Origin of the sequence: Anaerocolumna jejuensis DSM 15929 (assembly GCF_900142215.1) — a bacterium.
GTDB lineage: Bacteria > Bacillota > Clostridia > Lachnospirales > Lachnospiraceae > Anaerocolumna > Anaerocolumna jejuensis.
Window position 1 is genome coordinate 1 of record NZ_FRAC01000027.1, and the last position, 19,091, is coordinate 19,091.

At 42.8% G+C, this 19,091-nt stretch carries 13 protein-coding genes; 3 read left to right on the plus strand and 10 right to left on the minus strand.

Annotated elements, in window-relative coordinates; all coding sequences use genetic code 11:
- Positions 1-324: 324 nt before the first annotated feature.
- The 3 genes from BUB77_RS22050 to BUB77_RS22060 are packed head-to-tail and all read right to left on the minus strand — an operon-like array spanning position 325 to position 3,404.
- Positions 325-1,485, minus strand: coding sequence for a GNAT family N-acetyltransferase (locus BUB77_RS22050; protein WP_073279180.1), 1,161 nt, complete (start codon positions 1,483-1,485; stop codon positions 325-327).
- Between the two features lie 59 nt (positions 1,486-1,544).
- Complete coding sequence (locus BUB77_RS22055) at positions 1,545-2,357, minus strand: sugar phosphate isomerase/epimerase family protein (RefSeq protein WP_073279181.1); 813 nt, start codon at positions 2,355-2,357, stop codon at positions 1,545-1,547.
- 30 nt (positions 2,358-2,387) lie between these two features.
- A complete protein-coding gene (locus tag BUB77_RS22060; protein WP_073279182.1) occupies positions 2,388-3,404 on the minus strand; it encodes a Gfo/Idh/MocA family protein in 1,017 nt (338 codons plus the stop codon).
- Between the two features lie 539 nt (positions 3,405-3,943).
- Between BUB77_RS22060 and BUB77_RS22065 the strand changes: the two genes are divergently transcribed.
- Positions 3,944-5,155 (plus strand): ROK family protein, encoded by a 1,212-nt coding sequence (locus BUB77_RS22065; RefSeq protein ID WP_084124589.1) that lies wholly within the window; start codon positions 3,944-3,946, stop codon positions 5,153-5,155.
- Between the two features lie 46 nt (positions 5,156-5,201).
- Here BUB77_RS22065 and BUB77_RS22070 read toward each other — a convergent pair whose 3' ends face one another.
- The 7 genes from BUB77_RS22070 to BUB77_RS22100 form a co-directional block, all read right to left on the minus strand.
- On the minus strand, positions 5,202-6,167 hold the full coding sequence (locus BUB77_RS22070; protein ID WP_084124591.1) for an AraC family transcriptional regulator: 966 nt from the start codon (positions 6,165-6,167) through the stop codon (positions 5,202-5,204).
- A gap of 40 nt (positions 6,168-6,207) precedes the next feature.
- Positions 6,208-7,893 carry a glycoside hydrolase family 66 protein gene (locus BUB77_RS22075; protein WP_084124593.1) on the minus strand — a complete coding sequence of 562 codons (1,686 nt, stop codon included), beginning with the start codon at positions 7,891-7,893 and terminating at the stop codon, positions 6,208-6,210.
- A gap of 7 nt (positions 7,894-7,900) precedes the next feature.
- Complete coding sequence (locus tag BUB77_RS22080) at positions 7,901-8,782, minus strand: carbohydrate ABC transporter permease (protein WP_073279183.1); 882 nt, start codon at positions 8,780-8,782, stop codon at positions 7,901-7,903.
- Between the two features lie 3 nt (positions 8,783-8,785).
- Positions 8,786-9,712, minus strand: coding sequence for a carbohydrate ABC transporter permease (locus BUB77_RS22085; RefSeq protein ID WP_073279184.1), 927 nt, complete (start codon positions 9,710-9,712; stop codon positions 8,786-8,788).
- Between the two features lie 213 nt (positions 9,713-9,925).
- On the minus strand, positions 9,926-11,242 hold the full coding sequence (locus BUB77_RS22090; RefSeq protein WP_073279185.1) for an extracellular solute-binding protein: 1,317 nt from the start codon (positions 11,240-11,242) through the stop codon (positions 9,926-9,928).
- Positions 11,243-11,598: 356 nt separating this feature from the next.
- Positions 11,599-14,733 (minus strand): CBM35 domain-containing protein, encoded by a 3,135-nt coding sequence (locus BUB77_RS22095; RefSeq protein WP_073279186.1) that lies wholly within the window; start codon positions 14,731-14,733, stop codon positions 11,599-11,601.
- A gap of 50 nt (positions 14,734-14,783) precedes the next feature.
- On the minus strand, positions 14,784-17,414 hold the full coding sequence (locus BUB77_RS22100) for a glycoside hydrolase family 66 protein (RefSeq protein ID WP_073279187.1): 2,631 nt from the start codon (positions 17,412-17,414) through the stop codon (positions 14,784-14,786).
- Between the two features lie 520 nt (positions 17,415-17,934).
- On the opposite strand from BUB77_RS22100, the gene BUB77_RS22105 reads away from it, so the two are divergent.
- Together BUB77_RS22105 and BUB77_RS22110 are read left to right on the plus strand one after the other, a co-directional pair.
- Entirely contained in the window at positions 17,935-18,492 is a 558-nt protein-coding gene (locus BUB77_RS22105; RefSeq protein ID WP_073279188.1) for a prolyl-tRNA synthetase associated domain-containing protein, read from the plus strand.
- Between the two features lie 132 nt (positions 18,493-18,624).
- Entirely contained in the window at positions 18,625-19,071 is a 447-nt protein-coding gene (locus BUB77_RS22110) for a YaiI/YqxD family protein (RefSeq protein ID WP_073279189.1), read from the plus strand.
- Positions 19,072-19,091: the final 20 nt, after the last annotated feature.

A 19,091-nucleotide genomic window follows, 5' to 3' on the forward strand; every position in this document is an offset into this window, starting at 1 on the left:
GCTGTGAGCTCAGACAGTGGTATAATTTTACCTAGGAACAGCTGCTGCCCTTTCAGTGTCATTAGGGAACTCCTCAATAGAAAATTACGAAAGGTAAGCCAAAATCATCTGGGGATTGGCAATAAACCCGGGTAAAAACAAACCCCTTGGTCATCGTCCGCTTCCATAAACTTTTTTCTTGAGTTTATCGTGAGGGTACAGCATATGGCTGTCTTATCTCCTATGAAAAAATTTAAAATAAAAAATAACGCCCTCACTTTAGCAAAGTGCAGCGTTATTTTTAATATATTATTACTGGTATGGCAAGACTGTATCCTGATCTATCTAACAGCAGTCATTGGACAGTGCGGTAAGGGGCAGGGGAAACCAGCTCTTAATGCAGTTTCTTTTGTCCCCATTAAGTTTATTACCATACTGTGCTAATTTGTATTCCCCAGGGCATGAAAATAACAGGGCGGTTGCTTCCAGAGCCGTAAAGGTGAGGTCGGATTCTTTTTCTGTTGTCTGTACAAAGGGTGTGTTATCCTTTACGGTAAGCTCCCATACATTTTCACCAATACCAAGGATAACAGAGCCCTCTGCCAGTGTCTCCGTAGCAGCCTTTGCTTCTAAGTACGCCTGAAGAACCGCTTTCCAGTCCAGTATCAGGTAATTCTCACAGGTTATTATCTGAAAGGATTCTGCCATCTGCATAAGAAAATTCATCTTATCTATTTCAAGAGGCCCCGCCTGAAAGCTGTGACTTTCCGCTCCGGTAAAGGAAAAGAGCCCTTTTAATACTTTGGGATAATGCTCTGCATGGTCAAGTAAAAGCTCTGTGACTGCTCCCTCCTGGCTTAAGCATAAATATCCTGCAAATTCTGCGCCTAAAAGTACGGCATAGGGTTTACCCTGCCAGGAGCACAGAATATCATAAAAATCTTCCTTTTCCCGCAGTGCCTTGTTTCCCTGGGCTTCATAAAGAGAGTAAGCCCTATGAAGCAGAGCTTCCTCCGTTAAGGGTACAAGCCTTACGGAGGAGATATCCAATTCCTTATAGCAATGGCGGATATTTGTCTTTGTAACTGTAAATTCCACCTTGGTGCCGGAGGGTTCAAATCCAAAATACTCATACCGCTGCCTTTGCCCTCCCAGGAAAATATATTGGCAGCCCTGGGCCTTAACCTCCTCTATCACATACTTCATAAGCTCTTTCATATAGCCCTTGCTTCTGGCATAGGGATGTACGGATACCATTCCGATACAGCAGGCCTTTATACTACTCTTCCCAACCTGGTATGAAATGGGCATGGCACATACCAATGCCTTGATTTTTCCCGCCTCCGTAATCAGATAGTGGTACTCTGCATAATTTTTCCCATCACCATATAGCTTTGGAAGAATCTTCTTAAAATCATGGGGGCATTCATTCTGACTGAAAACATAATTGATAAAATCAATGATATCCTCATATTCCTCTGCCTTCGCCCTTCTGCAGTCGCTCATATCATTCCTCCTTTTATATTACAATTTATAAACAATTCTTCAGCCTGCAAGCCTTACCTTTACAGCAGCTGCTCCAAAAATACCTTAGCCTTTATAATATCCCTTTTTTGCTCTTCTCCTTCGATTTCCCGTTCAATGGTAATATCTCCGGTATATCCGATTTCCTTCAGCTTTTTGATAAATGCAGGATAATTCACACGTCCCTCTCCCAGAGGCCTTTCTTCTCCCAGGTGGATTCCGTCTGTTGGATAAAGGCCGTCCTTTCCATGGACACCCCTAACATACTTTCCCAGGATATCCAGAGCATCAACCGGATTGGCCTTTCCATACATCAAAAGGTTTGCCGGGTCAAAATTAATTCCGATATTGTCCATCCCAATATCCTCAATTGCACGCCTTAAGGTCACAGGGGTCTCCTGTCCGGTTTCAAAAAGAAAATTCTGCTTATTTTTTCTGCACACCAAAGCCACCTGCTTTACCGCTTCTACTGCCAGCCGATAGTTTTCATCATAAGGATTTTCCGGCAGAAAGCCTGCATGGGTCACGAAATCCCTGACAGAGAGCCTTGCTGCAAATTCAGAGCCATTTATAAGAGCCTCTACGCGCTTTTGCCTGTATTCTTCCGGAACCAGCCCCAGATTACGCTGTCCTTCGTAAAAATCCCAGGTGACAGGTCCCGGCCATCCGCACCAGAAGGCAGTAATATCTATGCCAAGCTTTTCGACTGCCGCATTTATCTCCTCGGCTGTTTCCTCTGTCATCCTTTGCTGGTCCCAGCAGACTAACTGACAGCTGTTCATCCCCATTGCTTTTAACTCTTCCATTTGTGCCGGAAAATCTTCCCTTAGCTGTACCAATACACCGATTCTCATAGCGTTACCTTCCTTTACCCAGCCTTTATTTTAATTGTTGTTAAGTGCCATTTCAAGTTCTTTCAGGCAGAGCCTTACGGAGCCTACTCCCTCGGAAAGGGGCAGTACTTCTATCTCCTTCTTCTCTGTCAGGCAATCAAGGAAATATTTCATTTCCGTATAATAAGGTCCTATCTCCGAAATGTTGATTCCGGCTGTGCTGTCCGTTGCCTGATATTCACTGCTGAGATGGGGAACCTTCACTTCACCGTCCCTATGGTATTCTATTAGCTTATCCTTCCCGTTATTGTTAAATAGTATGGTGGCTTCTTCAAAAACTGCCCGGTAGCCTGCTTCAAAGGGGAATCCCTTGGGATTATCCCAGCTAGCCTCTGCCGATGCTATCACCTCTCCAAAGCGGTATTGTGTGACAATCTGCTCCGGCATGCCTTCTTGATTCTTTCTGGCATTTACCTGGACACTGTCCGGTTCTCCAAGGATGTACCTTAAGAAATCCACATCATGTATATGCAGGTCTAAGACCACAGAACCGCTGCGCTCTAAATCCCTGAACCAATTCTCAAAACCCCAGTCTACCATGCCGCTTAAACGCCACAGGGTAAGCGATTGCAGCTTTCCATAGGCTTTGCTCGTAATTAATTCCTTTAAATAACGGTATTCATCCATCATGCGGACTACCTGGCCTACTAAAACCCTGGCGCCGGTTTCTTCCTGTGCTTTCAGAAGCAGTCTGCAGTCTTCCTCCTTCAGGCATACGGGTTTTTCCAAGAATACATTCAGCCCCTTCTCCATTGCCTGAACGGCATATTTGGTATGTAAATAGGAGGGCAGGCAGATTAATACCATTTCCACTTCCGCCCTTTCAAGAAGCTCCATTCCCTCCTGAAAGGCCACAGCTTCTGTCCATATGGAAAGAGCCTTTTCCCTGGCAGCCTCCCGTACATCTGCAATGGCTGCGACCTCAATTTTATAGTCCGCTGCAAGTGCTTTTAAGGACAGCATATGTGTAACACCCATTCCACCACAACCGATAATTCCTACTCTCATCTTCTCCATTCCCTTTCTTGTTTAATTAGTCCAGTGCCTTTACTAATTAAATAACATAAATGGTGGGGGTTGTCAAGTGATACTGAGAAAGGTTATGGGAACGGACGATGACCAAGGGGAGGCTTTGGAGTTGTGCTGCTCGAGAACCCTTATTCCACTAAAGCAGCAGAAAACGTAACTAGCAGGTAAAACGGTGCCGAACTCGCTGTAGCAGATATGGCTCCGTCAGTTTCCCGCGCTCAGACAGCGGCACCGATTTACCTAGTTACGTTTCCTGCTGCTTAAGTGTCATAAGGAACCTCTCGAGGCACAACTCCAAAACCTCCCCTTGGTCATCTGTGTATATCCATGTTTGCAGTTTCTTTTGATTAGTTTGAAATATATGGTGTACTTTTTAAATGGGTAAAAGTGATGTTTACTGGGCGAAGAAATGATGGCTTGACTTTTTCTTTGGGGAATTTTATAGTAATGTTAATTAAGACTCTGGCGTTTCAGGGCAAAGGCACTTGGAGCAGAGCTGTGGTAGCAGGGAATGGGGAATGTACATGAAAATAAACCAGCAATATATTAAAAATGCCAATATGAAGAGGCTTTATTCAGTACTTAAGAATAATACCGATGGCTCAAGAGCCAGTCTTGCCAGGGAAACCGGCTTAAGTAAGACTACTGTGTCTTCTTTGATTGATGAACTGATACTAAAGGAATTTGTGGCTGATAATGGGGTGGCGGCCAGCGGGATGGTGGGAAGGAATCCAAGCCATTTAAGCCTGACCGGAGACAGGCATTGTGTGGCGGCTATTTACTGGGAGCCTGAATGCATGCGGGGCACTCTTGTCTCTTTAAGCGGCAACGTGATACAAAGACAGAGCCGGACTGTTGGGGATAATTCAATATACAGCAAGGAGCTGTACCAATTGTTTCAGGCTCTGGTGAAAAAGGATAGAACTTCCTGCCAGGTTATTGGATTATGCATTATTATGCCTGCTATGATAGATAAGAAGAACCAAAGGATTCTCTCTACGATACTCTCCTTAGAGAATGATACGAATGATACTTCCGTTATTGAGAATATCCGGAAGGAATTTGGAATGCTTCCCATTGCTTTTTTTAATGATACTGCCTGCCTTGCTTATGCGGAAAAACTCCTAGCCAGGCAGGAGGAGAATACTTTTGCCTATGTCAATCTGGATCAGGGAATCGGTGCTGCCCTGTTTGTGGACGGAAAGATATTAGGAGGTGCCAGCGGCACCAATACCCAGTTCGGGCATTATTCTGTGGATACAAATGGAATCCCCTGTGCCTGCGGTAACCGCGGCTGTCTGGAGGTTATGGTGGGAGAAAGGGCTTTGGAAAGACTCCTTACGGAATGCGGAGGCAGTGAAGCTCTGAAAGTCCAATACTCCCTTGGTTATTCTGATATCGGAAGGGCGGCACTTTCGGGTGACCCTGCCGCTCTGGGCGTTATCCATTATATTGCGGATAACCTGGCGGCAGGCTTGAGCAATCTCATCAGCCTCTTTCGCCCTGAAAGGATTATTCTTGGCGGCTCCGGCAGAAACCTTGGCATACAATTTCTGGAGGAATTGATCCATACCGTCAAAAGCCATGGCTTTCAGAGGATGGTAGAGGAAGTACAGATCAACTACTCTGCTCTGGGAGAGGATGCCTGTTTTACCGGTGCCATGGAATATTATTTTGATAATTGTTTTCGTTTTACAGAGGATATGGAGGGGCGCACCTTTTTAGGTTAAGCAGCCTGTGGACTGCCATAATGGCAGTTTTTTCACTCCTGTTTCATTATGTAGGAGAAACCTCCTGTTTCCTATAATGTACCCAGCTTTGGAATTCCCTATCTTTTTTCATTCTGTGTATGTGTTCAAAATATTCGGTCGGCGTCATACCCGTATACTTTTTAAATTGCTTGGTAAAATAATACCGGTCATCAATTCCTACCAGGTACCCAATATCACCGAAAGGCAGTGAAGTCGTTGCCAAAAGCTCTTTGGCATGTTCAATCCTGAGTGAATTCAGATAGCTGAATATGGTATTTCCCGTCAATTCTGAAAAAATGCGGTTAATATAGTCAAAGTTTACTTCAAACTGTTTTTCAATTAAACTGCTGTTGATTTTTTGTGAATAATTACAGTTCAGATACCGGAGGATTTTTTCTGCAACAGTTTCTGATTTGCGTATATGGGGAGGATTTTGCCCGGTACCGCTGTTCATAAGATGCTCATGGGCGGCTTGAAGCAAAAACAGATGAAATTGTGTGGAGACAATGCGTTTATAATGTTCTTCCCTTTTATTATATATATCTATCGCCTGCTTTAACGTTGTCTGGAATTCCTGATTCGGAAGGGAAAAAAGCTTTGGCAGGCAGGTAAGGGAATCGGTAACATTACCGGAATCCAGATTAAAGCTTGCCAATGAAATCATCCGTTTTTCGGATAAGTCCTGCAAGGCTTTTTTTTCCTCCCCCTGGGAAATATTTTTCAGGGCAGAATGTTTAAAATGAACATAATAATAATCGCACACTGCTCTTTGATAACCTTCATGGGGCAGATTGGGCTCCAATAAGAACATATCACCTTTTTTCAGGGTATACCGCATATTTCCCTCTTTCAAATACATTTCCCCATTTCTTATCACATAAAGAATATATTCATCAATCACACGGTAAAAATGTATCCATGGCTCCGTATACCGGATACGGCCTATAAGACGTACCTGCGGAAGTACGTCAGCATCATAAGAGAACAGCATGGTAACTCCTTTCCGGCTGCTTTTAAACAGGCAATAATTTTCAATCAAGTTCCAGCCAAATTGATTTCCAAAGATTCAGGTACGGAATGTCAATGATCCAATATCTTCCGTTCTTGCGGATTTCCATATGATAGTCAAGGGATTTTGCCCGGCCGCCGTCAGCTTCCGGAGCTGCACCATATACACCGTTTACCTTACGGTCTAAAAGAATGCATATCCGTAAATTGCTTATGAGAGCGGGTCTCAGAGGCTTTGGCTCATTCCAGCGGTTGGAGATGCCAGCCAGATTGATGAGCTGTATTACCAAGCGGTTATCCGCTTCTCTTATTATGGTCCAAACACTACCTGCTTCTCCGTCTGAAGAAAAGTATACACCATCTGCAGCAGAAAATACAATATCCTCATTAATCCCATCGGTGGCTGTCATGGATATATCAAGGGTATTTTCAGTCACGAAAAGCGCACCATAACGGACGGCAAAATCACAATATGCGCGTATTTCCGGCAGAAATTCTTCCCGCATCACAGCATATTTGGCATAATAGCTGTCACAGAGCACGCCTCGATTCTCACCGAAAACCAGATGTCTCCCCCCTGATGCATTGATGACCGCATAGGTTAATAAGAGAGCAGTTTCTGCAGCTTTTTGCTCTTCTATGGTTTCTGCTTTAAGAAAGGGCTTCATATATGCCGCCAGTACCACTGGTTTCTGTGCCAGCTGTTTTGCCTTGTGAATCAAGCTGTATAAGTCGTGATAGGTGTCATGGGGCGGCCATACCTCAATATATACCGCATCCTGGGGTGCGGCAGCAACTTCTTCCACCGGCCAGTTATTTACGGCATTAAATATGACACCGGACTCTGCATCGGCTTCTTTAACAGCCTGGGAGGCATGTTGAATCAGGACCGGGAAGGTTTTCCCAAGAGAAACCGGTTCCTTCTTACTGTTCCAGACATGTTTCGGGAAACCATAGGTGTCCATATGGATTCCCTGAAAACCTAATTGCTTCACCGCATCCGAATACTGCTCCACAATATAATCGCTCCAGGGACTTTCCTTTGAAGTATCCATATAATAAAGCCAATCTGCAAAGCGCATAGGCTGTCCGTCCAGGGTATACACCGCCCATTCCGGGTGCTGGCTGAACAGGGCATCGGTAGCCGCATACACGGCTCCGTAAGCAAAAGGTCGGATTCCATGCTCTTTGCAGGCACTTATTTTCAGCCTTATTACTTTAAGACTTGTTTCACGTCCGAGAGGATCTGTATACTTATCCTCCTCTGCAATAAGTTTATCATGCCGGTACATCCAGTCATAAAACTGGCAGGTATTTAAATGCAGTTTCGCTGCAAATTTTATATCTTCATCCTCTGTATCCTCTGAAGAAAAATCAGACAGAAATCCGTAACGGATATCTTTTCTCCGGTCTGGAGCAACATCAAAAGCAGTGGAAACAAAACCTTCCCCCCAATGCGCCTCCACACCATAATATCCTTCCCCCAGACCGGAGATGGATGCCTTAAAATAAATCGAGCCATCCGCCTCTTCCATCTGTTCCCATACTGGTTCACAGGTGAGCTCTCTGGCCAGCGAAAACAGTTTAAAAACAGGCAGTTTTCTTTCCTCCCCTGGAGGGAGAAGGGTTAGGGTAATGGGTTCTCCCAATAGATACTGCGCCTTTTCTGTCCAGCAGTCAGGCTTTATCATTAATAATTCAGGTGTCATAGTTCTTTCATCCTTTCACGGAGCCTTCCGTAAGGCCCCCAATTACCATTTTCTTTTGAAACAGGATAAACAGGGTTATTATGGGAATCAGCGAAATGATAGATGCTGCAAAGACCCACTCCCATCGAGTTGCATATTGTCCGTTTAACCGCTGTAAAAGCAGCGGCAGTGTAATCATATTTTCTTTCGCTCCTACTAAAACCTTAGCCGTAAAGTATTCTTCCCAGAAACCCTGAATGGCCAGTATGGACATAGTTCCAATAGCAGGCTTGGAAAGTGGCAGCATGATCTTAAAAAATATGGTACCATGGCCTCCGCCGTCCATAATTGCAGATTCTGAAAGGGCATCGGGCATAGAACGGAAGAAATTCCTTAAGAAAAAAGTGTTTCCGCATACACCGGCTGCCACATAAACCAATACCAGTCCAAAACGGGTTCCCACTAATCCTCCTGAAAAACCCGGCAGGCTGATCTTACTCAAGATGATAAACTGAGGGATAATATTTAAAAATCCCGGCATCATCAAAGTAAATAGATAGATATGAAAAATTGTATCCCGCCCGGGAAAAGATATCCTTGCAAAAGCATAAGCCGAAAGGGTGGATACAAATACTGCGGCAAGGGCCGTTACCACAGTATTAATCAGGCTGTTCTTCACTGCCGTCATAAAAACCGGCAGATGGAACACATATTGATATGCGGTAAAGTTAAGCCTGGAGGGAAACAGCTTTGGCGGATAAGGCAGGGCATAGCTGAATTTCTCAAAGGAGTTTGTAATCATGAATAAAAAGGGGATGGAAAAAACAAGCAGGGCAAGAAATAATATTATCCAGAGCAGAATCTGAGCCGGACTTCCCTTTTTAATTTTTACATGAATAATTTTTTTCATTTACTATTCCCCCTTCTCTACGGTGTCAAGCCGAAAAACACGATTTAAAAATACCGTCAATAGAAGGATTGTAGCTGCCGTAATCAGACCAATTGCTGATGCTTCCCCAAAGGCGAACTGGTTAAAGGCACGGTCATAAAGGAGATACTGCAGTACGGAGGTTCTGCCGTTTGGTTTTCCTCCGGTCAACATCATTACCTGAATAAAAACATTAAAGGAACCGATAATCATATTAATCAGGACATAATAAGTAGTGGGTCTTAGGGACGGCATGGTAATATGGAGGAATTTTTTCAAACTGCCTGCCCCGTCAAGACCTGCAGCTTCATATAGTTCAGATGGTATACCCTGTAAGGCTGCTAAATATATCAGCATAGACCACCCGATATTCTTCCAGATACCCATAATCCATATTGCAGCATTTCCCGACCATTCCCGCAATAACCACGGCACATACTCCTTCCTCAGTCCAAGGAAATCCACAAGTATGTAATTGATAAGCCCCCGGTTGGAATTGTTGAACATATAGGTGAATACCAGGCTCACAATTACCCATGAGGTAATGACTGGCAGGTAAAACCCTAATTTAAATAACATTTTCCCCTTCCGCAGATTATTAATCAGATAAGCAAACACCATTCCCCCGAAAATAATACAGGGTGTGGTAACAAAAGCATACAGAAAATTATTCCGGTATGCATACCAAAAACGGGAGGAAGCTTCTGTAAATATAGTAATATAGTTTCTTAAACCAATAAAATTTATATTTCCCTGTACGATCTGATAATCTGACAGTGATATCCAAATGGTAAAGAACATAGGATATATAACAAAAACTGCAACCAATATCAATCCGGGCAGGACAAAGGGCAGGGCAGTAAGCCAATTTTTTACACCTGTTTCCAGATACCTTTTTCTAGTCGTTAACATAGCCTTTCTCCCTTGCTCTATTTTGCATAACCATAAATAACACAGTAAAACCCCCTTTTTATGTCAGAACAGTTCTGCCTCCCAATACAGGAGGCAGCCTCTTCTGCTTTTCTTTAATCATGTAATTTTCACGCTAGCTTTCATTGCATGCTGCGTCTGCTTGCAGATACGGCATTGCCACAAATCAGGGTGTGAAATGTCTTATCTTTCAAACTAATGTCCTTGCCCGCCAATTACCAGCTGTTCATCAATAAGCCCGGCAGCTTTTGTCAGCTCTTCCCTGACATCAGCATGATTTGTAAATATCTCAGTCATAGCATCGCTCCATATCTCCCCAATCTGCGTATGGGAGGGAGAAGGAATCCTTGCCTTAGCCGACTCCATCTGTTTCATATAAACAGACCATACGGGATTACTGGTTATTTCAGCATTATCAACCAGGGATTTCAGCACAGGAAGCTGCCCGCTCTTTAGCATATCCAATTGAATTTCTTCAGAGGTCATAAATTGGGCAAATTCATAAGCTGCCTCCTGGTTTTTACCAGCCTGAAATACTACGATATTCTCTCCTCCTATGGCTGAAGCAGATTTCCCATGATAAGTCGGAATCAAAGCCGGAGTAATCCCTTTCGCTTCCGAATCCTCATAAGATCCAAAGTACCAGGGTCCTTCTAAAAACATAGCATATTCTCCAGTGGATATCCCATCCCAGGCATCCGCCGAGCCATCGATATCACGAATGGTAAATATTTTATCCTTATGCAGGTCGAGCATCGTCTGGATTGCTTTGACACTGGCATCCGAATCCAAATAACCACTGGCCGATGTGAAATTGTCATCCGTCACCATTCCGCCGAATAACCAGAAATATGGCAGTATATCCCAGTCACCTACTCCGGATACATTAAGGAGATACTTACCATTACCGTTCTTCTTCGCGGCACTGATAAATTCCTCCATAGTCTGAGGCGTGCGATCCAGTCCTATGGCTTTTAATGTATTCTTATTTATTACAGCAGCTTTGCAGTTGGTATCCAGAGGAAGACCGTAATAATGACCCTTGTAATAATTAGTGGATAAAGGCGCGGCCAGAAAAGTATCTTTCTGCTTTGCAAAACCTTCCCTGTCATCCATAGATATGATTCCTCCCTGCTGTGCATAGGAAGCTGTATTGACAATATCAATCCTTGCAACATCAGGAGTCTGTCCCGTGCCAAAGGCAGTGACGATCATCTGGTGATATTGGCTGCTGTCCTGACGTACCGGTTCAATATCTATATTCGGGTGTAAAGCCTTCCACTTTGGAATCACTACCTCTTTTAACTGTGCTTCCTCTTTATCCCCATACGTGTGCCAGAAGGTTAAGGTTATATTTCCTTCCGGAAGGGAAGCCTCCTCTGCGGAAGCATTGCTGCTGCCAGTAGGACTGTTTACCGCTCTTTCTGTCTTGCCCTGACATCCTGTAGTTCCAGCTATCGCTACCAGGATGGCGAGTAAGCAGGGAATAAATTTCCCGATTTTTGATTTCATAATAATTTCCTCCAATTAAAATACTGCATGCGTATTGATTACCGGCTCCGATACTGTAATTATAGGAAATAGAGGTCTGAATTCCAATGAATAGCGGAGATTTTCTTTGTATTTTAACTACTTTATCGTTTATTTTATATAAAATATTTAATATTTATATAGCTTTTTATGGCATTTTTACATCATTACACTCACAAATGGCTTCTTTCTCTCATTAAAATGCTATTTCTTCTTTTGCCAGCAAAGTCCGTATATTATAAGCGGCTTACTTCCAATACTCGAAGATAGCAAAATAACACCAGCTCTTTCCTATGGAGAAGAAAGAGCCGATGCTATAACCAGATAAATTATATTAATTATTCGAAATTGCCATAGAACCAAGAATCGCTGCTGCTGGTGAGATTATAGTTGAAATTATGAATATCCTGATCAACATAGTTTCCATTCCTGTAGGTTTCCAATACAACCGTTATATGCCCCCATGCATCGTTGGCAGGTGAGCCGATTTCCGATCTTGGTATTACCACTTCAATCCCGCCTGTCCGGCTATCCCATTGAGGTGCAATCACAGATGAGATTTCTTTGTTTAAGGTCCAGTTACCATTTAATACGGTCAATTTATGATAGCCCTGCTCCGTATTCTTTTTCGTAAACAGATAAGCCATATTCCTTCCAATCTCCGTTCCATTTACCGTTGCAGTCTTTGTTGCCGCTTTATTGATAAAATCCTCCGTATATACTGAGATGCGGAATTTATCTTCTGCCGCTGTATTCGGCAGGGAACCTGACTTATTATTGATTCTGATATAAATATTCTTTTCATCATTGCAGATATACGCTTTGGAAATATCCGTATCCTTGTCTTCAACCGCCGTATCCCCTGCTTGATCTAAATAATAAGGTACATAAGTATATTGGTTCCAGTCTTTTTCTGCACCATTTGTTACAGAAATGGATTTATAGCAGCCTGCATTATTTTCTGATGCATAAACCCTGGTATCATTGAGACCAGAATATTGAAGGCTTGCCAGGATATAGGAGGCTGCGGTAACAGGTTCTGCTGCGGTACTGGCAAGGAGCTGTTCCGTTACATCACTGACTGCCTCTCCAGTTACCATGTAGCCGGCAGCAGTCCTGTCTTTAAACCACTTCAGCATTTCATATGCTTTCTGAGTATTTCCGGTTATTGTCTGAAATACACTGTCCCACATCGTCATTTGCGGCCAGGAAGGGGATGCTTCCAGTGCCTCATTGCCTCCCGGACTCCACTGGGAGGTGTAATAGAAAGTATCTCCGTCATAACGGGCCAGACCATAGATGTCGCTGGCCAAAGTGCTTTCTACTTTATTGATATGGCTGGCTGCCCTTGAGGATAAAGCATCTACTGCCCCTAATGCAAACAGGATATCTGTTGAACTGTCTACCAAAGAATTAATAGTACCACTTGGGGCTTCACTCCTTACAAAGTATTTATTTGCAGCATCCCACAATCCTCCCGCACTTGTATCCTTTCCAATAGCAGTTAAGATTGTGCTTCCGGCTCCGTTATAGTTATCTGCAAGTGCTGTATCTCCTTGAATCTTTGCAAGCATTGCCGCACTCTTTAATCCCATCGCATAGGCCGCCTGGGTATAGGTATAATATTCCGTAGCATTACCTTCCTCCCAGATACTAAAGTCTGCGGGTCCGAATCCTTTTAACTGATCCATGTTGTTCATAATAAAGTTTGCCGTATTTTTAACCTTATTATAAATTCCATTAAGGAAATTCTTATCCTTGGTCAATTGATAGTGCTTATAAACACCGACTAAAAAGAAGCCCATGGAGTCATATTCCGGCTCAACAAAATTGGCATCTGTATTATCCCACAATCCATAACAGGTTTCAAAAGTTCCGTTTGCTGCCTGTCTTGCCGCAAGCCAATTCCAATAGGTCTTTGCCTCTTCGGTAAGCCCTGCCGCATCCAAAGAAAGTGCGGTTACTGCGGAATCTCTTGCCCATACCTTATAACCATAGTTGTAAGGGTTGGTTGTTGCAGGCATGGCTCCGTCGGAATCTGATGAGCCCGGCCGGATAGCATTTTTGATCATTACCAGATTATTTTTATAGGTAGCCAGAAGCCCCTCATCGTTATATGTCGGAATAACCACTTTATTAAACCAGTTTTTATAAATATCTGCGGTATGATGAAACAAATCGTCTCCGCTCTGGGAAGCCGTTTCCCCACATAAATTTTGTAAACCGCTTAAGCTGGGATCCACTGCCATATAAAAATATGCATACTCCGTTGCCCCTGCTTTCACATTGACTTTCTGCTCAAAAGCAATAGTAAGGTCGTTTCCGGTTACATTTGTATTGTTTTTTAAGGTACCGTTATTGTCAAAGGTATACCAGGGAGAGCAGGTTGCACTTGATAAATTACTGTCACCGTCTTTTGCCGCCTGATAATAACTGGGTGTTTGAAAGGCTCCCAGGGCCAGATAAGGCTGTCTGGAACTGCTTCTGTTTACGATCAGCGCTTTTCTTGCAGAATCGTAGCTTGCGGAGATGTCGTTAGAAGAAGTATTTTTTACATGAAGAGAATCCAGTATACTATAAGTTAAATCCTTATTTCCGGTATTCGTAAGGGAATATCTGGCTACCAGTAGGTCCTTTTCCGGTACCATAACATAATCCTTGGAAATCTTCATACCGGGAAGGCTATTCCCGCCATATTCCAGATAATTGGTATTTAGAACACCGTTTTCATCATAATAGGCTTCTGAATTAAAATTATGAGTCTGATCATATTTCACTCCGTTGGTCTCATCTCTGAAAAATCCGGAATAGTCAACAATCTGATTGACCGACCAATCCCCTGAATATCTGAATTCGGCTATTCTGGGTCCATAGGTTCCGCTATTATCATTGTTGCATAATTTGCTTGCCATCCAGATAGCCATGGCATCCTTCCAGTTGGACATGTACAAGCTTCTGACAGAATCCGGCTGATCCGTAACCACCAGGTTATCCAGGTTAATAGAGCCTTCGGAATTGTTCCCCACATATACCTTAACGGTATGGGTTCCGGAGCTGAGGTTAGTGCCCACATCGGCGGTTTTCCATGTATCCCAGCTTCCCGTATTTGCATAATAAGCATTGCTGATATAGGTACCATCCACAGAGATTTCCCTGATACTCGTATTACTGGTATTGTTCGCGTAACGGAAATGCAGGGTATAATGCTTACTTTCCGGAACAGAAATATTGAACTGCACAAAATCTCCCGTCTCACCAAAAGAACCTACAAATCCGGTTCCTGTATACCCTTTATGGTCGGTATCCGTACTGACATTGTGAAGGGTTGCCTCTTCCGCTTCATAAACTGACTTAGTATAATCTGCCGCAAAAACATCTGTCCATGAAAGAGCGCATAAATTCACGGTAAGAGCTAATGCAAGCAATCGGCTGATAAATTTTTGAGATTTCTTTTTCTTACTGTTTATCATCATAGATTCCTCCTTATGATATTAATTCATGTTGTTAAAAAGGTTTTTACTTCTTAATTAACCTTCAGGCTGTCAAGATTAATCCCCTTGCTGTCCGATCCATCATAATAAATACTTACCGTATGGACACCTTTTTTCAAATAGGCACTTAAGGCTGCATTTTCCCAAGTATCCCAGCTGCTTAAATCAGACATTTTCAGGACTCCTGCATAATTGCCGTCGATGTAAACATGCCTTGAAGCTGAATATCCCGTATGGTTGGAATATCTGAAATTCAGGGCATACTGCTTATCCGAAGGTGCAAGAATTTGAAAAGTCACCTCATCGCCCGGTTCTGCAAAGGAATCCAAAAATCCCGTTCCGGTATAGCCTGCATGGTTGGTATTGACGGTTACTCCGGTTTTCACAGCTTTTTCCGCTTCATAAATGTCATCCTTGGGAGCAGCTACACTTCTCCTGATGTAGACCATGTCCCAATATTCCAGGGATGGAAGTGTAAAGGTTACAAATGTTCCGGTGTTATCGCTTCCGGTCTCATAATTAAGTTCCTGGCTGCCGCCCCCGTTGTAATCCGGGGATGCTGTATAAACTCCGGAAATATGTGCATCCGGTGACAGATAGTATTTTACTTCAAGCTTTGTCAGGTTTCCGGGAGCAGCAGAAGGATTTCTCCACTCAGAATCCCTCTCGGCGGTCAGATTAATTAGATGCAGAATATCATACTCCTCCGTCATCCGGGTCATATGCCAGATCGTACCCGGGCTTCCATCTCCGGATATATTCTGCCCGTTTATACTGATATATTGATTTCCCTGATCCGAGTAGGTAATCTCCGGATCGTAAAGCAGGTTCTCATAAGCAGTAATAAATTTGTAATATTCCTTCATCGCCGTTTTCAGATCTCCCGACATCACTTTGCTGGTATTGGGATAATATTCACTTCCAAGCATGGTAACATCATCAAGGCCTGCCCCCAGTTCAATATGGGAAGCTCCGCTGGCAGCAATCGCCGCATCAGCAAGCCGTATGGAACTTTCTTCAAATTCGCCTAATGTCAGGCAGTCCAGATTAATAGCCCCCTTATTGGCCGCATCATAGGAAACTTTTATGGTATGGCTTCCGGAACCCAGATAGGTGTTCATATAAGCATCATGTGCAAAAGTATCCCAATTTCCTTTCGCATGAAATCCAACCTGTCCAATTTTATTTCCATCAAGGTAAATCGTTCTGGTCGCTTCCGCATCCTTATCTCCATATTGAAAAACCAGGGCATAAGTCATGGCTTCTTCCGTATGAATGGTAAATTGGACATAATCTCCCTGCTGGGCAAAGTTCTGTAAAAACCCTCTGCCGGAAAAACCGGGATGATCCGTTGCAACATCCACTCCGTTGTAACTGGCATCCTCTGCTTCGTAGCACCTTCCATAATTCATGTTATAATTCATATAAGCTGCTAACACAGCAGCTTTTCCACCGCTTAATCCTCTAAGCTGCTCTATGTAATTCCGCAGTTGATTATAATTATTGGAAAGCCACCAGATTTCACTGAAGTTAAAATCCGTATCTGCATTTTTAGCAATATCCTCTAATGCCCAGCCATCTACCGTACCATCTACAATGTTAAAATCCAGAAGACCTTTACCGGTATTATTTGTTTGAAGTGCTTTTTTTGCTGTATTTACCAAACTGGAAAATGAATTTTTCAGGTCATAGCTGTTCCCATTATAATCAAAAACATTGTTCCGCTGCCCCATCTGATCCATTTGTATCCCATCGAAATTCATTGTATTCACCACATCGGTATAGGCTTTAGAAATAAAATCCTGCCATAAGGCATTGGTCGGTGCAAACATCCATAAATACCTGCCGTTTCCAAAGTCCACGTCAAACTGGCTTTGATGGCCGGTATCCTTAAACATTCCCCAGGAAGGTGATACCTTATAATCCGTATATCCTTCTCTGGCAGCATAAGACATCATATAAGCCATCGCAGCGGCATTTTTATTATGTACTGCATTTATATAGCCGGTTAAAGTGTCCAAGGAAATGGTACGGTCAAATAAATCCAGCCAGCTTTTGTCCGGATGGGTGCCATCACTTCTTTTGATCGGTACTTCATGCCGCCACATCCAGTCATAAAACTGAAACAGATTGATATGATAATCTTGTGTTAACGTATTAACCTGATCCTCAATTGTATTTTTCTTAATCTCCTCATCAAAGTTCTGTATATAACCGTACCTGGGGAATCTGGATGGCTCGCTGGATACATCAATAGCAGTGGTTTTACTATCACTGTCTTTCGTATAGGCTTGAACCAGATACCCTTTATAATCCTCCATTGGAGGAGTCCATGTAAAGGTTTTAGAAGCTGTAGTTCCGGCAGACAACGATAAGGCAGTATTCTTAGTATCCATTAATTCATCATTATGGAAAATTTTCAAATAAATTTTACCGCTCCATTCTGCGGCAGAAGCATTTTTGATTACTGCTGTAACCGTCACCGTATCGCCTAGACCGTAACAGGCTTTATCTACGTGAACTTCGGTAACATATATGCCGGAAACTTCGGCTGCACCGTCTGCATAAACTTTTTGCAGCAAAGCACTGAAAAACAATGTAAATATCAGCAATATTCCTGTCAGTAAAATATCTCTTTTTCTGACAGATATATATTTATTCATTTAACTTCCCCTTTCTATCACTGCTGCAAACTATGTGATACCCCATAATTAATTATGAATAGAAGCTTTTGGGGACAGACCTTTATATTCTTAACTGTAATTTCAATTTGTTACCTTACCACCTCCCCAAATGGTTTTTCTATGCTATCGTTGTTTTCCCATTCACCCCTCTTTCGTAAAATCAGAACTGCCTCAAGTTTTTTCGTCTCACCTGATTTCAACAAATAAATATGAAAGACAACTGTTTCTGCTACTGAACCACTTTCTGCTTATTCTGGAATAGCATAAGCTTTAAATTTTAACTGCCTTGGTATCATTAGCTTCACCTATTATAACCCACTATTTTCCATTTTTAAATGTAGAAAACAGTCTTTTTTTGTAAATTTTCTACCTTTTTCGGTTCTGTAATAATTTCCCATCCCCCAAAATACGCCGAAGCTATTTGAATCAGCTTCCATTACTTGCTATGAAAAATGAATTGTAGTAATATATGCTTATCGTCTATGGAAGGAGATGCCCTATGACAGATTTATATTTAAACACTAATTTATATACAATCAGGCCAGAGGCAGAAGGAAGGCTAAAGAAGGAACTGAAGGTTTATGACTTATTGGAGTCGTTACATATTCCCTTTACCCGCCTGGACCATGATGTTACGCCTACCATTGAGGCCTGTCATGATATTGATAAGCTCCTTGCCATCAATATCTGCAAGAATTTATTTTTATGCAATGCCCAGAAAACCAGGTTCTATCTCTTAATGATGCCAGGTGATAAAAAGTTTAAGACTTCCGAACTCGGAAAGCAGATTAACAGTCCTAGACTCTCCTTTGCACCGGCTGAATATATGGAGGAATACCTTGACATCACGCCCGGCTCTGTCAGTGTAATGGGCCTGATGAACGATACGGATAACCGGGTAGAGCTGCTGGTAGATGAAGATGTGCTGAAGGAAGAATATTTCGGCTGCCATCCCTGTATCAATACCACAAGCCTTAAGCTTAAGACAACTGACTTAACAGATAAAATCCTTCCCCATATTCATCATACAATGACAGTAGTCAGATTATCCTCCTGATTCAAGACCTTCACAGTAATATTGTCAGAGTCTGAGGGATATAATATTGTAGATATGCCGTAAGGGCAAAGAATACAAGCCATCCGGATAACGGAGGGTACTTTAAAGATTTGCTGTCGGAAAGAGGTTGCTATGAAGATATTAGTAGATGCGGACGCCTGTCCGGTAAAGACTATCATAGAAAATGTGGCGAAAAGCCTTAATATAAGGGTACTTATGGTCATTGATACCAGTCATATACTGGAACCGGGTTATTGTGAGATAATACAGGTAAGTAAAGCTCCTGATGCGGTGGACATTGCTCTTATTAACCGCACGGAGCCGGGCGACATCGTGGTAACACAGGATTATGGCGTTGCCACTATGGCCCTCGGCAAAAAGGCCTTTGCCATCAATCAGAACGGCAGGTATTATACGGAAGATAATATCGACCTTATGCTGTTTGAACGCCATCTTGCCGGAAAACAAAGAAGAGCCGGCAGCCGCACCGGTACCATAAAAAAACGCTCAAAAGAAGACGATCTCCATTTTGAAACTGCCTTTTTACGGCTGTGCAGCCAGGCTCTTTTGAAAGGATAGGTTATAACTAACTTACCTTC

Excerpts from the sequence above, each read along its gene's own strand:
- BUB77_RS22050 (WP_073279180.1), bottom strand. The coding sequence starts at position 1,485 with ATGAGCGACTGCAGAAGGGCGAAGGCAGAGGAATATGAGGATATCATT.
- BUB77_RS22055 (WP_073279181.1), bottom strand. The coding sequence starts at position 2,357 with ATGAGAATCGGTGTATTGGTACAGCTAAGGGAAGATTTTCCGGCACAA.
- BUB77_RS22060 (WP_073279182.1), bottom strand. The coding sequence starts at position 3,404 with ATGAGAGTAGGAATTATCGGTTGTGGTGGAATGGGTGTTACACATATG.
- BUB77_RS22065 (WP_084124589.1), top strand. The coding sequence starts at position 3,944 with ATGTACATGAAAATAAACCAGCAATATATTAAAAATGCCAATATGAAG.
- BUB77_RS22070 (WP_084124591.1), bottom strand. The coding sequence starts at position 6,167 with ATGCTGTTCTCTTATGATGCTGACGTACTTCCGCAGGTACGTCTTATA.
- BUB77_RS22075 (WP_084124593.1), bottom strand. The coding sequence starts at position 7,893 with ATGACACCTGAATTATTAATGATAAAGCCTGACTGCTGGACAGAAAAG.
- BUB77_RS22080 (WP_073279183.1), bottom strand. The coding sequence starts at position 8,782 with ATGAAAAAAATTATTCATGTAAAAATTAAAAAGGGAAGTCCGGCTCAG.
- BUB77_RS22085 (WP_073279184.1), bottom strand. The coding sequence starts at position 9,712 with ATGTTAACGACTAGAAAAAGGTATCTGGAAACAGGTGTAAAAAATTGG.
- BUB77_RS22090 (WP_073279185.1), bottom strand. The coding sequence starts at position 11,242 with ATGAAATCAAAAATCGGGAAATTTATTCCCTGCTTACTCGCCATCCTG.
- BUB77_RS22095 (WP_073279186.1), bottom strand. The coding sequence starts at position 14,733 with ATGATGATAAACAGTAAGAAAAAGAAATCTCAAAAATTTATCAGCCGA.
- BUB77_RS22100 (WP_073279187.1), bottom strand. The coding sequence starts at position 17,414 with ATGAATAAATATATATCTGTCAGAAAAAGAGATATTTTACTGACAGGA.
- BUB77_RS22105 (WP_073279188.1), top strand. The coding sequence starts at position 17,935 with ATGACAGATTTATATTTAAACACTAATTTATATACAATCAGGCCAGAG.
- BUB77_RS22110 (WP_073279189.1), top strand. The coding sequence starts at position 18,625 with ATGAAGATATTAGTAGATGCGGACGCCTGTCCGGTAAAGACTATCATA.